Origin of the sequence: Streptomyces mexicanus, from assembly GCF_902506575.1 — a bacterium.
Taxonomy (GTDB): Bacteria; Actinomycetota; Actinomycetes; order Streptomycetales; family Streptomycetaceae; genus Streptomyces; species Streptomyces mexicanus.
Window position 1 is genome coordinate 1448608 of the sequence record NZ_LR732544.1, and the last position, 14972, is coordinate 1463579.

Below are 14972 nucleotides of genomic sequence, written 5' to 3' on the forward strand. Positions count from 1 at the left end.
GCCGAACTCTGTGACCCTGGAGGTCCGCGAGGGGGTCGCCCATGTCACCCTCGACCGCCCCGATCAGGGCAATGCCCTCGACCTCACCCTGGCTCACGGCTTGAAACGCGCGTTCGACGCCGTGGCCGAGCGCGATGACGCCCGCGTCGTCCTCCTCACGGGCAACGGCCGGTACTTCTGCACCGGCGGAGACCTTCGCTCCATGCAGGCGGCCGACGACCGCGGGGCGTTCCTCCGTGAGCTGGCCCTCGCCGCACACGAGGCGGTCAAGACGATCGCCTCGTTGGAGAAGCCGGTCGTCGCCGCGGTGCAGGGGTCTGCCGCCGGCGCGGGCCTGTCGCTGGTGCTGCTCGCAGACTTCGTGTTCACGACGGCGAAGACGACCTTCGTGACGGCCTACACCACTGTGGGACTCACGCCCGACTGCGGTCAGTCGTGGCTGTTGCCCCGTGCCGTCGGCACGGGCCGCGCCCTGGACCTCATGCTCGCGCCCCGGCGCGTGCCGGGCGCCGATGCGGTCGCGCTCGGGATCGCGACGAAGGTCGTCGCCGAGGACTCGCTCCACGTCGATGCGCATTCCTTCGCCACCGGACTCGCCGCCGGTCCCGCTCACGCGCTCGGTGCGGCTCGGTCGCTCATCCGGTCGAGCTTCGCCGCCGCATTCGATGAACACCTCGACAAGGAAGCCGCGACGATCGCCCGCCTGGCGGCGACCGAGGAGAGCGGCAAGCTCATCGACGCCTTCCTCGCCCCGAAGGCCTGACTGCAAGGCTGGCGTGCAGGCCTGCACGTCAGCCCTGCACGGCCACCCCGGACTCGATCAGTGCATCGACATCGGCGATCCCCCACGCCAGCAGAGCCTCACGGGTCGAGGTCCCGACGGCACTCGGCGGAGTGCTGAGCGCCCCGTCTGTACGACTGAAACGCGGCGCCGGACCCGGTTGGATGCGCCCTTCCCGGCGGACCAGCGTGGCCCGAGCCCGCATATGGGGATGGCAGGCGGCCTCGCTCGGGCGAAGCACGGGCGCGACGCAAGCGTCGGTGCCCTCGAAGACCTTCGCCCATTCCGCCATGGTCCGGGTGGCGAACGTCGCCGCGAAGAGCTCCCGCATTTCGGGATACCGTGCGGGCTCGTCCTGCGGGGGACACACCTCGGCCACTCCGAGAAGGGAAACGAAGGTGGAGAAGAACTTCGGCTCGAGAGCTCCCACTGCCATGTGCCGGCCGTCGGAGGTCTCGTAGACGTTGTAGAACGGCACCCCGCCGTCGAGCATGTTGGAGGCCCGCTCCTCCACGGCGGCTCCTGAGCCGAGCAGACCGTACGTCATCGCGCTCAGGTGTGCCGCCCCGTCGACGATGGCCGCATCGACCACCTGGCCCTGTCCGCTCGTCCTCGCCTCCAGCAGGGCAGCGAGCACGCCGATCACAAGGTACGTCGAACCGGCTCCGAAATCTCCGAGCAGGTTGCCGGGGAACTGGGGGCGCGCCGGGGTCTGGCCGAGGCCGTGCAGAACACCGGCTGTGGCGATGTAGGTGAGATCGTGCCCGGCGTACGGTGCGAGCGGGCCGTCCTGGCCCCATCCCGTCATGCGGCCGTAGACCAGCCGCTCGTTGACCTCCCGGCAGCGCTCCGGCCCCAAGCCGAGCCGTTCGGCCACCCCGGGGCGCAGTCCTTCGACCAGGACGTCCGCGCCCGCGACCAACCGCAGGACGACCTCCACCGCCTCGGTCCGTTTGAGATCGAGTGCCACCGAGGGCCGGCCACGTGTCAACAGGTCGTCGGTCCCGCCCCCCAGCGCCTGACCGCCCGGGCGCTCGATCCGAATCACGTCTGCCCCCAGATCTGCGAGGGTCATGCAGGCGTGCGGCCCTGGGCCGATCCCGGCGATCTCGACGACGCGCAGTCCACGCAGCGGGCCACGCCCCTGACCGAGGACGACCGGGACCGCACTCATCCACTACCGCTCTTCATGAGTTCCTCCGGCTCTCCGCGCACCGGGAGCCTTGGTCACGCCCGCCACGATGAGGTCGGCGAGCAACCGGTATGCCTCCGCGTCGGTGAGCGACGTGGTCGCGCCCAGCTCACCGCGCTGGATGGACTCCATCACCGTGCCGGCCACGGCACCGAGGAAGACGGCGTTCACGGTGTGTCCGGACGGTTCGGCAGCCGCCACCAGCTCCTGGACCCGGCGGGTGGCGATCGCCGTGTTGTGCAGATAGATCTCGTGTGCCGGGGCGAAGGAACTCAGGTCGGCGAAGAACTTGCTCGACGCCGGCGCGAGTTCCCGGGAGATCGCATCGAGATACACCCCGATGCGTTTCACCGGATCCGGTTCGGTGGTGACCCGCTCCTCCACCCGGTCCGTGGCTTCCCGGAAGAATGCCCGGACCACGGCCACGATCAGCTGCTCCTTGCTGGGTGCCACGACGTAGAGGGTCGACTTGGAGCACTGGAGTCGCACTGCCAGGTCCTCAAGACTGAAGTCGAGAAATCCCTCGTTCAGGAAGATTTCGACGAGGCCGGTCAGGATCTCCGCCCGACGCGTCGACTGACGAGTGCTACGCATGGCAACCATACCAGAAATCATACCAAGGTTGCGATCTGGGTACAGTTTCTGGTACTAAACTAAGTCGCTTCAGTTATATCATTAAGCCTCATTGTCCGACGCCTTCACGGTGAAGAGGACCGACATGCCAGCACGTACCCACGCCCATCCTGAGCCGAAGCCCAGCCTGCCCCTCAGCCGGGCCATCGTCCGTTTCGCGGGCGACTCCGGCGACGGCATGCAGCTGACGGGGGACCGGTTCACGCAGCAGGCCGCGGCCCTCGGCAACGACCTCGCCACGTTCCCCGACTTCCCCGCCGAGATCCGGGCACCGCGGGGGCCCCTGCCAGGAGTGTCGTCGTTCCAGGTCCACTTCGCCGATCACGACATCTTCACCGCCGGTGACGCGCCGGACGTGCTGGTGGCGATGAATCCCGCCGCCCTGCGTGCGAACGTCGGCGAACTGGACCCCGGGGCGACGATCATCGTCGACACCCACGACTTCACCGATCGCAACCTGGCCAAGGCCGGGTACACCGCGAACCCCCTGGAGGACGACAGCCTTCAGAAGTATTCGGTGATCCCGGTGGATCTCACCGGGATGACGGTCGACGCCGTGCAGAAGTTCGGGCTCTCCCGCAAGGACGCCGCCCGGGCGAAGAACATGTTCGCCCTCGGGCTCGTGTCGTGGATGTACGGCCGGCCGACCGAGTCGACCATCAGCTTCCTCAGGAAGCGCTTCGCGCGAGTTCCCGAGATCCGCGACGCCAACATCACCGCGTTCCGGGCCGGCTGGAACTTCGGTGAGACCACCGAGGCGTTCGCCGTCCGCTACGAGGTCAAGCCCGCCCCGATGCCCGCGGGAACGTACCGCAACATCACCGGCAACCTCGCCCTCGCCCACGGCCTGGTCGCCGCGGGGGTCCAGTCCGGTCTGCCGGTGTTCCTCGGCTCCTATCCGATCACACCGGCCTCCGACATCCTGCACGAGCTGAGCAGGCACAAGCGGTTCGGTGTCACCACGTTCCAGGCCGAGGACGAGATCGCAGGCATCGGTGCCGCCCTGGGCGCGTCCTTCGCCGGATCGCTCGGGGTGACGACCACTTCGGGACCGGGGATCGCCCTCAAGAGCGAGACCATCGGGCTGGCGGTGGCGACCGAACTTCCCCTGGTCGTCATCGACATCCAGCGCGGCGGGCCGTCGACCGGGCTCCCGACGAAGACGGAGCAGGCCGACCTTCTCCAAGCGATGTTCGGCCGCAACGGCGAGGCCCCGGTCCCTGTGCTCGCCTCCCGGTCACCGGGCGACTGCTTCGACACCGCGCTCGAAGCCGCGCGGATCGCGGTGACCTATCGCACGCCGGTGCTGCTCCTCTCCGACGGCTACCTCGCGAACGGCTCCGAACCATGGCGCATCCCAGACGTGGCGGACCTTCCCGTCATCGACCCGGCCTTCGCCGCACCTCGCGAGGACGCCGGCGCTCCGCCCTTCATGCCCTTCGAACGCGACCCGGAGACGCTCGCCCGTCCGTGGGCGATCCCCGGCACTCCCGGCCTCGAGCACCGCGTCGGCGGGCTCGAGAAGGCCGACCGTACCGGCAACATCTCCTACGACCCCGCCAACCACGACCTGATGGTCAACGCCCGCCAGGCCAAGGTGGACCGGATCGCACAGAGCATCCCGCCCACGTGGGTGGAGGACCCGAGCGGCACGGCCAGGGTGCTCGTGCTCGGCTGGGGCTCGACGTACGGATCGATCAGCGCGGCCGTGCGCAGCGTCCGGTCGAACGGGCTCCGGGTGGCGCAGGCCCACCTGCGCCATCTCAACCCCTTCCCCTCCGACCTGGGGGACGTGCTCCGCGGGTACGACAAGGTCCTCGTGCCCGAACTGAACCTGGGGCAGTTGTCCCTGCTGCTGCGCGCGAAGTACCTGGTGGACGTCATCGGCTTCAACAAGGTGGCCGGGCTCCCCCTCGACACGGACGAGCTGGCGGAGGCCATCACGGTCGTCGCCGAGGAGAACTGACATGACCTACGTCATCACCCAGGGCTGCATCGACGTCCGCGACCGGGCCTGTGTCGACGAGTGTCCCGTCGACTGCATCTACGCGGGCAGCCGCATGCTCTACATCCATCCCGACGAATGCGTCGACTGCGGCGCGTGCGAGCCGGTCTGCCCGGTGGAGGCCATCTTCTACGAGGACGACCTCCCGAGCGACCAGGCCGCGTACCTGAAGGTCAACGCCGAGGTCTTCGCCGACCACGGGACTCCTGGCGGTTCCGTGAAGTTGACCGACGCCCTCACCGACCACCCGATCGTCGCCGCGGTTCCCCCGGGCGTCCCCACCCAGGAGTAATAATGACGACGACCGACCTCGGCTTCCCCGGTCTCGCCGGTGTCCCGGCGGCCACCGGCAAGCTCACCGCGAAGGACTTCGCCAGCGACCAGGAGGTGCGCTGGTGCCCGGGCTGCGGTGACTACGCCATCCTGAAGGCCGTGCAGTCGTTCCTGCCCGAACTCGGGCTGCGCCGGGAGAACATGGTGTTCGTCTCCGGCATCGGCTGCTCCTCCAGGTTCCCGTACTACCTCGACACCTACGGCATGCACTCGATCCACGGCCGCGCGCCGGCGATCGCCACCGGCATCGCGACCGCGCGCCCCGACCTGTCGGTGTGGGTCGTCACCGGCGACGGGGACTCGCTCAGCATCGGCGGCAACCACCTCATCCACGCGTTGCGGCGCAACGTCAACCTCACGATCCTGCTCTTCAACAACCGCATCTACGGCCTGACGAAGGGGCAGTACTCCCCCACGAGCGAGACCGGCAAGGTCACCAAGTCCACGCCGATGGGATCGCTCGAGACCCCCTTCAACCCGGTCTCCCTCGCACTCGGAGCGGAGGCCACCTTCGTCGCCCGCACGATCGACTCCGACCGCAAGCACCTCACGGCCGCCCTGCGGGCGGCAGCCGCCCACCGCGGCACGGCACTGGTCGAGATCTACCAGAACTGCCCGGTCTTCAACGACGGCGCCTTCGACGCCGTCAAGAACCCCGGCACCCGCGACGACGCGATCATCCCGCTGGAGCACGGCCGCCCGATCCGGTTCGGGAGCGATCAGCAGTACGGTGTCGTTCGGACCGGCACCGGTGTCGAGATCGTCGAGGACCCGGCGGACGAGGACGTCCTGGTCCATGATGCTCACGCCGCCGACCCGGCCACCGCGTTCGCGATCTCCCGGCTCACCGACGCCGGCGTCCTGCACCGGGCACCCATCGGCATCTTCCGACAGGTCCAGCGCCCGACGTACGACGACATGGCTCGCGAGCAGCTCGCCGCAGCCGCGGCGGAGACGTCCGACCGCCGTGAGGCACTCGCGGGTCTCATCGCCGGCAGCGACACCTGGACGATCCTCTGAGCAGCGGTCACACGCGACATTGCCCCGCACCACCTCCCGCAGGGGGCTGGTGCGGGGCTTTCACTCATAAGCCCCGGCGGGGCGCGCCGGGCCGTCGCCCGGGGCGCCCCGGGTCAGGCCTGGCCCCCGCGCTTCGGGCGCTCCTCGAAGATCGCGGCGACCTCTGCGCGGCTGATCTTCATCGACGGCGTGCGGGGAAGCCGGTCGACGATCTCGAGCGCCACCGGAACCTCGTACGGCATGAGGTCGCGCCGGCACATCTGGAGGAGCTCTGCGGGACCGACCTCAGCTCCGTCGGCCAACTCGACCGCGGCCACGGGCACCTGCCCGAGCCGCTGGTCCGCGATGCCCGCCACCGCCGCGGCGCGGACCCCGGGATGGGACTCGAGTGCGCGCTGCACCGTCTCGGGCTGCACCTTGAAGCCGCCGCGGATGATCGCGGAGTCCGCCCGGCCGGTGATGAAGACGAAGCCGTCCTCGTCGATGCGGCCGAGGTCGCTCGTCGACGTCCACTGGTCACCGGCCGCCAGCTGCGCCGACTGCACCTCCAGCCGGCCGACCTCGCCGGTGGCGAGGGGCTCTCCCGTCCCCGGATCGGTCACTCGGAGCCGGACATTCTTGAAGGGCCGGCCCACGCTGCCGCGCTTGGAGTCGTACCACTTCTCGTGGTCGCCGAGCGTCCAGCCGGCGACGGCGCCCGCGAACTCGGTGGCACCGTACGTGGCCAGCACGCGGATGCCGTACTTGTCGAGGACGGCGTCGACCAGCTCCGGCGGGCAGGCCGCGGCCCCCGCCGTGATCGCCTTGAGACTGCTGAGTGACTCCCTGGGCACGTCGGCTTCGACGACTGACCGCAGGGCGGCCGGCACGAGGCTCGCGACCTTCGGTCGGTACCGCTCGACCGCCGCCACCCAATCGGCGGTGCGGAACCGCTCCAGGAGCACAAGGCGTCGCCCGGAGAGTACGGTGTTGACCACGTGCCACAGGCCGCTGATGTGCACCATCGGGACGCTGACGATCGCCACGGCCTGCTTGAACTCGGGGACCCCGGCCCGGCCCTGTGCCGCGAAGGCCGAGTCGAGCTGCGCGTATCCGAGCCGCACCCGCTTCGGCGGCCCGGCGGTGCCCGCGGTGAGCATCTCCACCGCGGTGCCCGGGGCGTAGTCCTCTTCGACACCTGGCGCGGCCGGTCCCGTGCTCAGCGAGCCGTCCGGCTCGCCCAGGACCGCCACTCCATGCCCCTCGATGGCGGCCCGGACGTCCACATCGTTCACCACACCGCGGACGCCGATCACGACCGGCGGGGCGTTCTTGACGATGTCGGCGGACAACCGGGCCGGAGGCTGGAGCGGGTTGAGCGTGGTGATGCACCGGCCGGACATGAGGACTCCGATGACGAGTCCGACGAACTCGGGTCGGGTCTGCAGCAGAAGCCCGACTCGCGCTCCCTCTTTGAGACCAAGGCGATCGCACAGTTCGTCGGTGCTCTCGGCGATGGTGCGAATCTGCCCCCAGGTCCACCACTCATCACCCAGTCCCACAGCGGGAGCGGACGAGGGGGCAGCGGCGAGCAGCGCCTCGAGCTGGTTGCGAAGTCCCACGGGGCCACCCTTCGTGTCCTACTTGCTTCATACGTATGGCGGCACTATACAACGTACTTAGTTAAATGATTAGGAGTCGTGATGTACGCACTGCACGCCCTCGTCCGCATCGCCCCCGAGAGCCGCGCCGCCTTCGTCGAAGCCGCCTCGGCGTGTGTGGCACGAACCCGCGATGAGCCCGGCTGCCTCGACTACAGCTGCACGGAGGACATCTCGGAGCCGGGGCTCTTCCACTTCGTGGAGTTCTGGCAGGACGTCGACGCCTTCAACAGCCACACCGCCTCACCGCACTACACCGCGTTCACCGCCGCGCTGGCCGACGAAACCCGGATCCGCCGTGCAGGCCGCGGTGGGGCCACCTTCATCGAGGGCCGCGTCCTCTCCGCCGAGGACCGCGCCGAGCTCGGCCTCGGCGGGAAGCCCGCCGCGAAGTCCTGATCGCCCCTCGTCCATCGCCGGCCAGAGGGCAGGCAGGCCTCCCGGACCTGCCTGATCACCACGTGGGTGGTGGTCAGGCAGGTCAGGCTCTGCCCGGCTGCCGCCGTACGCCGGAGCTTTTGATCAGCGGATACCGACACCGGCGTCGACCTTGAACTGGAGGCCGGTGACGTACCGCGACTCGTCGGAGGCGAGGAACACCACGGCGTTCGAGATGTCGTCGAGGTCGACCCGGGTGACCGGTATGGCGTTCTGGTAGATCGCGGCGAGATGCGGCTTCTCGGCAAGAAGGGCATGGAATTCCGGGACGTCGATGCCCGTCGGGACGCCGGTCGGGTGAATGCTGTTGACCCGCACCTGCTGGTCCGCCAGCTCGTTCGCGAGGGCCGCGGTCAGGCCGGTCACGCCCCACTTCGCCGCCGTGTACGGCAACGTCAGGGGCTGACCCTTGACGCCGGCGGCCGAGCTGATGTTGATGATCGAGGGATGGCCACCACGCGCGAGGAGGTGCGGAAGCGCGAGCTGGCAGGTGTTGAACACACCCTTGAGGTCGATGTCGACCGTGGTGTCCCAGCCTTCCTCGGTGATGCTGTCCCAGGTCCCGTAGACGAGCACCCCGGCGTTCGCCACGACCACGTCGAGGCCACCAAGAGCCTCGACACCGGCGTCGATCGCCTCCTTGAGTCCGGCACGGTCCCGCACGTCCGCCTGCCGGAAGAACGCCCGGCGCCCGGCCTTCTCCACGAGCCGCGCCGTCACCTTGAGCTCGTCGAGGCCCGGCATGGCGTACGGCACCGGCTCCATGGGAGCGCACGCATCGAGCAGGATGAGGTCGGCGCCTTCCTCCGCCAACCGCACCGCGTGGTTGCGTCCCATGCCGCGGGCCGCTCCCGTGATCACCACGACCTTGCCGTCGACTCGTCCCATCACGACCTCACTCTCTCATTTTAATGAGCTATATAGGTTAGCTTCTTCAGCTGCTCGACAACAGCAGTGAGGTACGCGACAGAAGATCCCCACTGCGCTTGGTCACGTTCATGTAGCCGCACCACGACGCGTCCAGGGCGGCGAGCATCCGGGCGCTGGGCGGGAGTTCGTCCCTCCTCGACGTGGCTCCTGTATGCGCCACCACGCGAGGTCAGGTTGCGGCCTGCGTCCACCGAAGCGGCCGGGTGCCGATGGTCCCCCTCCGTCCGCGCGGCACTGCCTCGGTGTGGAGGGCACGACCGGACAGGGGGTCGAGGTAGGAGCGCACAATGACGGGTACGCCGTCGCCCGGCTGCTCCTCCTCCAGCGTGGGGCAGCCGTCGAGCCATGAGTCCGGTGCCTGCACTGCACCGCTCTCCTCCGCGACCGCGAGGCAGCCCCGCTGCACGACTCCCGGATACAGGGGAAGCGTCGGCTCCGCCGTATCGCGGACGGCTTTGTCGCTCATAGGACGCACGGCCGGGGTCGCCCGCTCGAGCCGGTCGCGTCGGCGCCGGTGGCGCTCGGCGTGGGTGGCGGCGTGGTCGACCAGACCGCCGGGTTCGAACACCAGGCCGTAGGTTGCGCCGGCCTCCTCGGGCGTGTAGACGAGAGCGGCGGTGTCGGCGAGGACCAGCTCGGGGGCCCTGTCGAGCGGGGCACCGACGCCGCCACCGCTGGCGAGCCGCAGGACGAAGGGCTCGCCGTCGACGGAGATCTTCTCGAAGACGGTCACGTCGCCGACACCGCCGCCGCACACGCCCTCGAGCGGGAGACGCCCGCGCATGCCCAGCAGCTGACCGGTGACACCAGCTGTCCCAGCGACCTTCACGTGCGTCTCCAGGCCACGGCCGGACCGCCATCGCCCGGCGCCACCGGTTCCTCTGCGCAGGCCGCGATAGGTCATCAGGATGGGGTGAAGCGACTCCATGATCTCCACGTCGGCCAGCAACGGCGGGTTGTCCGTGCCGTCCAGGCCGATCGTCGCCAGGGTGTAGGTGTTGACGTCTACACCGTCGTGCTCCCAACCGGCGGATGCTCCCGGCAGCGAGCCCTCCATGAACATCCAGCCGTCCGGGTTGCCGTGGTGGTCCAGGCCGCCCCAGGTCGTCATGCCGAGCGCGCACATGGAGTTCGGACCGCTCAGCCGCTCCCCCATCAACGGCTTCGGTGCCGCCCAGGCGGCGAGCCGCACGCACTGCATCATCGACTCGGCGGCGTTGAACGCCACGTGCATGTGTCCTGCTCCGATCGGGGCCGGCTGCGTGGCGTTGACGATCGACCCCTCGGGACATTCGATCCGGATCGGCGCGAGTACCCCCTCGTTGTACGGCAGGTCGGGGAGGAACTGCGGACAGAACCAGCTCAGGAACGAGCTGAGCACGATGTAGGGCTGGGAGTTGATGAAGAAGGGCACCTGGCCGGCGCTTCCGGAGAAGTCGAAGGCCAGCGTGCCCCCGTCGACGGTCAGCCGGCAGGGGGTCTCCAGGAACTGGTCGCCCCACTGCGTCCACGTCGTGGCGAAGTACTCGCCGGACGGCAGCGAGCCGATCCGCCTGCGCAGCTCACGCTCCGAGAGCTCCCGCAGGGCCCGGATCGACGCCTTCCAGCCCGGCACGCCGACGGACCGCACGATCTCGCGGGTCTTCGCCTCGGCCACGTGGGCTGCCGCGACCAGACTCCGCATGTCCATCTCCACGAGCGCCGCCATGCGCACGTTCGTCGTCACGAGGTTCCAGATGTCGGCGCATTCCTGGCCGGCCGCGAAGAGGCGCACCGGCGGGATCCGGAGCCCCTCCTGGAAGCACTCGGTCGCGGCCGGCGCGAACGAGCCGACCGCGAGACCGCCGATGTCCAGCATGTGCGCCGACATGCAGATCCAGGCGATCCGCTCGCCGGCGGCGTAGATCGGGCGGCAGATGAAGATGTCGGACGGGTGCAGGCCGCCGCCGTTGTAGGGATCGTTCACCAGGAAGACGTCGCCGTCGGCGACGGAGTCCTGGAAGCGGTCCATGATCGAGCGGGCCGCCCGGGTGGCGGCCAGCCAGTGCAGCGAGATGAACCCGCCGCCGACGACGAGGTTGCCGTCGGCGTCGAGCAGGGTCGTCGAGAAGTCACGTCCCTCGGTCACCACGGGGCTGATGGCGGTGCGGTAGACGGTGTCCGCGGCCTCGTCGGTGATGGCCTGGGTGCGCGAACGCAGGATCTCGATCTCGATCGGGTCGTATTCGGGCATGGGGTCCACGGTGGTCATGGCAGCTTCCCTTGGTCGTGGATCAGGCGAAGGTGAGTACGAGGGACCGGTCGGTCATCAGGTCGGCGGTGGCGTTGGAGGGCACCCAGATCGTGGTGTCCCTTCCGTCGATGCAGGCCGGACCAGCCAGGTGGGCACCCACCGGGAGATCGTCCAGCCGGTGGACGGGCACCGAGGCCGCCGGACCCTGACGTTCGAGCCGCACCTTACGACTGTCGGAGGCGGACACCTCCAGGCGCGCGGCGGCAACGGGCCGTGAATGTGTCGCCGCCATGGGTGCCTCGCCCTCGCCGACCGCTCGGAGAGCCACCAGCTCCACCGCGGCACCAAGGAGCAGGGCCCCGCGGCCGTAGCGTCGGACGTACTCGGCCTCGAAGTCCTCGGCGAGAACCCGCAGGCACTCCTTGTCGACGGTGAGCGACGACAACGGCACCGTCAGGTCAGAGGTCTGCTGCCGGAACCGCAGATCGGCCTCCAGTCGCAGGTGTTGTGCCTGCCGCGGGATACCGTCCGCCTCCAGGTCCGCGCGTACGGACTCGACCAGCTCCGCGGCGTCCTCGGCGACGAGCGCGGCGTCGACGGGCATCATCCGGCCGACAGAGATCGTCCGCTCCCGGCGGGTCGGTGCGGCGACCGCGCCGTAGGCGGAGAACACCGAGGCCGTCGGCGGCACGATCACCTGCCGGGCGTGCAGCTGCTTGGCGATGTCGGCGGTGAACAGACTGCCGCAGCCCCCGTACGAGACGAGCGAGTGCGTCCGAGGGTCCAGGCCCCGCCTGGCGATCGCCATCCGGGTCGCCCGCACCATGCTGTCCAGGGCGATCGAACGGATGCCCCAGGCGACCTCGGAAGCGTCCAATCCGATCTGCGCACCCAGGCCGGCGCAGACCCGCATCGCCGCATCCCGGTCCAGCTGCATCTGGCCGCCGAGGAACGAGGCGGCGTCGATGTGGCCGAGAACGACCAGCGCATCGGTGATCGTCGGCTCCGAGCCGCCCCTGCCGTAGCACGCTGGGCCCGGGGAGGAGCCGGCCGAGCGTGGACCGACCCGGAGGACCCCTCGGCTGTCGATCCAGCCCACGGAGCCGCCTCCGGCGCCGATCGACTCGACGTCGACATGCGCCAACGCGGTCATGATCCCGAAGATCTCGCCGCGGACGGTCCGGTTGACGGTGCCGTCGGTCACGAGGGCGACGTCGAAGGAAGTGCCGCCCATGTCGCAGGCGACGGCGTTTGCCGCGCCGTGCTCGATGGCACACCCGGCGCTCGCGGCGACCCCTGCGGCCGGGCCGGAGTGCACCAGGGCCAGCGGCAGCTCTCGCGCGGCGGCCATGGTCATCGCCCCGCCCGCGCAGTTGACCACCAGCAGCGGCGCCGTCAGACCCAGATCGCGCATGCGGCTCTCGACCCGGTCCACCCCGGTGAACGCACCGCCCGTATAGGCGTTCAGGACGGCGAACGTCGTCCGCTCGTATCCACGCATGACCGGGTTCAGCAGCCCCCCGCACATGACCGGCAGGTCGGGGAACTCCGCGGCGAGCGCCTGTTCGGTGAGCCGCTCGTGCTCGGGATTGAGCTGCGACCACAGGTACGACACCGCGATCGCCTCCACCCCGCCGGCGACCAGGTCGCGTGCGTGGGCGACGACCTCGTCCACATGGAGTGGAGTCAGCACCACACCGTCACGGTCGACGCGCTCGTGGACACCGCGGATGTCGGCCCGGGCGACCAGCGGCGGCGGCGGGGCGACCCAGCCGTCGATGTTGAGCCGACGGCCCTTGGCCACACCGAGCTCGTCCTCGAAGCCGGCCGTCGTGAGCAGCCCGACACGACGTCCCGTCATGCTGGTGAGGACGTTGGTGACGGCGGTGGTGCCGAGCGTCACCCGGGTCACACTCGCAAGGAGCTGCTCGAGCGTCCGGCCGACCTGCTCGGCCAGGAGCGCACACGCAGCCATGACACCGTCGCCGAGGTCGTGCGGCGTCGTGGGAGACTTTGCCCGGTAGGTCGCTCCACCCCACTGGAGAACCGCGTCGGTGAAGGTACCGCCGATGTCGAGCCCGATGCCTGCTTCTTCCGCCATGGCACCTCAATTCAGATGACTGATTGCACCTAGTTGGCTCTTGGCAACATGGAGGCGCCCGGAGGGCTTGTCAACCCGGGGCACGTCGGCAAACCGACGCAGCTCGAACAAACCGTGGATCGAAGGCAAAGGGAAAGAGCACGACGGCGAGCATGGAGGACGGCGCCCGCCGGTCACCTCGCGGGCAGGTGAGCCGCGGAGGCACGCCCCCACCGGACGTTCATCGACCCATCGACCCTCCCCAGAATCCTTTAGCTAGGTTATCTTATTTGTCTCAGGCAGTCGCTCGTGAGGAGTGAGTGATGACCGGACGACCGCGGCCGGCGGTGATCCTTCGGTACGACCTGCGGGCGCCCTCGTTCGGTCCCACGTCTGCCGAACTGGTGGCAGCAGCCTTGGAGCATGCAGCGTTCGCCGACGCCCACGGCTTCGAGCGGATCCAGATCTCCGAGCACCACCACGCGGAGGACGGCTACTGCCCCTCGCCGTTCGTCGTCGCGGCAGCGTTCGCGGCGCGGACCTCGCGGCTGCGGATCCGGCTCTCGGCGCTGATCCTGACTCTGCACGACCCGATCCGGGCAGCCGAGGATCTCGCCATGCTCGATGTGGTCAGCAACGGACGGATGGAGGCGGTCGTCGCCGCCGGCTACCGGGAGATCGAGTTCCAGATGCTCGGCCGGGAGTACGCCGGCCGCGGCACTCGGCTGAGCGAGGCGGTCACGGCCCTGCGCGCCGCCTGGACCGGCGAGCCGTTCACCTACGAGGGCCGCCGAGCGCTCGTGCGCCCGCGCCCGGTACAACCCGGTGGCCCGCCGCTCATTCTCGGCGGCAGCACCCGGCGGGCCGCCCGCAGGGCCGCCGAGATCGGAGACGGCTTCGACCCGACGGACTCCGGGCTCGTCGCCGACTACCTCAAGGCCTGTACCGACGCCGGCCGGCCGCCGGGAGACGCTCGCCCCAGGGTCGGACCGTTCTTCGTCCACATCAGCGACGATCCCGAGCGCGACCGCGCGCGGCTGGCCCCCCACGTCCACCACGAGATGACGCAGTACGCCCAGTGGGCCGCGGTCGGCTCACCGGTCGGTGGCGCGCCCGATCTCCCGATCGAGGCGGTGTGGACCGTCGGCTCCCACGTCGTGCTCACCCCGGAGGAATGCGTGGAGTTGCTGGACGGGCTCGACCCGGGCGGCGTGTTCGCGCTCCACCCACTCGCCGGCGGCACGCCGCCGGCCCTGGCCGAGCAGAGTCTGACGCTTTTCGTCGACAGGGTCCTGCCGGCGTTCACGTAACGGCTGGTCATCCTCCCCAGCCCCCCATCCCCACCACAGAGAAGGGCACCATGCCACGGATCGTGTTCGTCCAGCCGGACGGCAGCACCCAGGAGATCGAGGCCCGCACGGGTGAGTCGGTCATGACCACAGCGACGTCGCATCTCGTGCCCGGGATCATAGGCGACTGCGGCGGAGGACTGACCTGCGCGACCTGCCACGTCTACGTCGACAAGGACTGGATCGACGTCGTGGGCCGACGAGAGGGGCCCGAGGACGAGATGCTCGAGATGACGTCGGAGGAGTCCAACGAGTACAGCAGGCTCTGCTGCCAGATCGTGGTCGACTCGTCGGTCGACGGCCTGGTGCTCACCGTCCCCGCCTCCCAGGAGTGAAGC

Annotated in this window: 13 protein-coding genes; 7 read left to right on the forward strand and 6 right to left on the reverse strand. The window is 69.6% G+C overall.

Features of this window, described 5'->3' with window-relative positions; translation table 11 throughout:
- Positions 1-10 precede the first annotated feature (10 nt).
- Positions 11-763 carry an enoyl-CoA hydratase/isomerase family protein gene (locus GV126_RS06565; RefSeq protein ID WP_159663517.1) on the forward strand — a complete coding sequence of 251 codons (753 nt, stop codon included), beginning with the start codon at positions 11-13 and terminating at the stop codon, positions 761-763.
- A gap of 28 nt (positions 764-791) precedes the next feature.
- Here the strand turns inward: GV126_RS06565 and GV126_RS06570 are convergent, their stop codons facing one another.
- Together GV126_RS06570 and GV126_RS06575 are read right to left on the reverse strand one after the other, a co-directional pair.
- Positions 792-1955 carry a CaiB/BaiF CoA transferase family protein gene (locus tag GV126_RS06570; protein WP_159663519.1) on the reverse strand — a complete coding sequence of 388 codons (1164 nt, stop codon included), beginning with the start codon at positions 1953-1955 and terminating at the stop codon, positions 792-794.
- Between the two features lie 3 nt (positions 1956-1958).
- The gene (locus GV126_RS06575) at positions 1959-2576 is read right to left on the reverse strand and encodes a TetR/AcrR family transcriptional regulator (protein ID WP_159663521.1); all 618 of its coding nucleotides are present in this window, start codon (positions 2574-2576) and stop codon (positions 1959-1961) included.
- A 115-nt stretch (positions 2577-2691) separates the two neighbouring features.
- On the opposite strand from GV126_RS06575, the gene GV126_RS06580 reads away from it, so the two are divergent.
- Genes GV126_RS06580 through GV126_RS06590 form a run of 3 tightly spaced genes read left to right on the forward strand, consistent with a single transcriptional unit; the run spans position 2692 to position 5964 of the window.
- A complete protein-coding gene (locus tag GV126_RS06580) occupies positions 2692-4572 on the forward strand; it encodes a 2-oxoacid:acceptor oxidoreductase subunit alpha (protein WP_159663523.1) in 1881 nt (626 codons plus the stop codon).
- A 1-nt stretch (position 4573) separates the two neighbouring features.
- Positions 4574-4903, forward strand: a complete 330-nt coding sequence (gene fdxA, locus GV126_RS06585; RefSeq protein WP_159663525.1) for a ferredoxin — start codon at positions 4574-4576, stop codon at positions 4901-4903.
- Positions 4904-4905: 2 nt separating this feature from the next.
- Positions 4906-5964 (forward strand): 2-oxoacid:ferredoxin oxidoreductase subunit beta, encoded by a 1059-nt coding sequence (locus GV126_RS06590; protein WP_159663527.1) that lies wholly within the window; start codon positions 4906-4908, stop codon positions 5962-5964.
- Positions 5965-6077: 113 nt separating this feature from the next.
- On the opposite strand, the gene GV126_RS06595 is transcribed toward GV126_RS06590, so the two are convergent.
- Positions 6078-7565 carry a class I adenylate-forming enzyme family protein gene (locus tag GV126_RS06595; protein WP_159663529.1) on the reverse strand — a complete coding sequence of 496 codons (1488 nt, stop codon included), beginning with the start codon at positions 7563-7565 and terminating at the stop codon, positions 6078-6080.
- 81 nt (positions 7566-7646) lie between these two features.
- Here GV126_RS06595 and GV126_RS06600 point away from each other — a divergent pair, with 81 nt between their 5' ends.
- Positions 7647-8003 carry a putative quinol monooxygenase gene (locus GV126_RS06600; protein WP_159663531.1) on the forward strand — a complete coding sequence of 119 codons (357 nt, stop codon included), beginning with the start codon at positions 7647-7649 and terminating at the stop codon, positions 8001-8003.
- 123 nt (positions 8004-8126) lie between these two features.
- Here the strand turns inward: GV126_RS06600 and GV126_RS06605 are convergent, their stop codons facing one another.
- The 3 genes from GV126_RS06605 to GV126_RS06615 form a co-directional block, all read right to left on the reverse strand.
- Positions 8127-8930 (reverse strand): mycofactocin-coupled SDR family oxidoreductase, encoded by an 804-nt coding sequence (locus GV126_RS06605; RefSeq protein WP_185947038.1) that lies wholly within the window; start codon positions 8928-8930, stop codon positions 8127-8129.
- Between the two features lie 211 nt (positions 8931-9141).
- The gene (locus tag GV126_RS06610; protein WP_159663535.1) at positions 9142-11223 is read right to left on the reverse strand and encodes a hydantoinase B/oxoprolinase family protein; all 2082 of its coding nucleotides are present in this window, start codon (positions 11221-11223) and stop codon (positions 9142-9144) included.
- A gap of 22 nt (positions 11224-11245) precedes the next feature.
- Positions 11246-13306, reverse strand: a complete 2061-nt coding sequence (locus tag GV126_RS06615) for a hydantoinase/oxoprolinase family protein (protein WP_159663537.1) — start codon at positions 13304-13306, stop codon at positions 11246-11248.
- Between the two features lie 302 nt (positions 13307-13608).
- On the opposite strand from GV126_RS06615, the gene GV126_RS06620 reads away from it, so the two are divergent.
- Complete coding sequence (locus tag GV126_RS06620; protein WP_159663539.1) at positions 13609-14595, forward strand: LLM class flavin-dependent oxidoreductase; 987 nt, start codon at positions 13609-13611, stop codon at positions 14593-14595.
- Positions 14596-14645: 50 nt separating this feature from the next.
- Positions 14646-14969, forward strand: coding sequence for a 2Fe-2S iron-sulfur cluster-binding protein (locus tag GV126_RS06625; RefSeq protein WP_159663541.1), 324 nt, complete (start codon positions 14646-14648; stop codon positions 14967-14969).
- Positions 14970-14972 lie beyond the last annotated feature (3 nt).

Coding starts and splice junctions, on each gene's coding strand:
- GV126_RS06570 (WP_159663519.1), bottom strand. CDS start 1,955: ATGAGTGCGGTCCCGGTCGTCCTCGGTCAGGGGCGTGGCCCGCTGCGT.
- GV126_RS06575 (WP_159663521.1), bottom strand. CDS start 2,576: ATGGTTGCCATGCGTAGCACTCGTCAGTCGACGCGTCGGGCGGAGATC.
- GV126_RS06580 (WP_159663523.1), top strand. CDS start 2,692: ATGCCAGCACGTACCCACGCCCATCCTGAGCCGAAGCCCAGCCTGCCC.
- fdxA (WP_159663525.1), top strand. CDS start 4,574: ATGACCTACGTCATCACCCAGGGCTGCATCGACGTCCGCGACCGGGCC.
- GV126_RS06590 (WP_159663527.1), top strand. CDS start 4,906: ATGACGACGACCGACCTCGGCTTCCCCGGTCTCGCCGGTGTCCCGGCG.
- GV126_RS06600 (WP_159663531.1), top strand. CDS start 7,647: ATGTACGCACTGCACGCCCTCGTCCGCATCGCCCCCGAGAGCCGCGCC.
- GV126_RS06605 (WP_185947038.1), bottom strand. CDS start 8,930: ATGGGACGAGTCGACGGCAAGGTCGTGGTGATCACGGGAGCGGCCCGC.
- GV126_RS06610 (WP_159663535.1), bottom strand. CDS start 11,223: ATGACCACCGTGGACCCCATGCCCGAATACGACCCGATCGAGATCGAG.
- GV126_RS06615 (WP_159663537.1), bottom strand. CDS start 13,306: ATGGCGGAAGAAGCAGGCATCGGGCTCGACATCGGCGGTACCTTCACC.
- GV126_RS06620 (WP_159663539.1), top strand. CDS start 13,609: ATGACCGGACGACCGCGGCCGGCGGTGATCCTTCGGTACGACCTGCGG.
- GV126_RS06625 (WP_159663541.1), top strand. CDS start 14,646: ATGCCACGGATCGTGTTCGTCCAGCCGGACGGCAGCACCCAGGAGATC.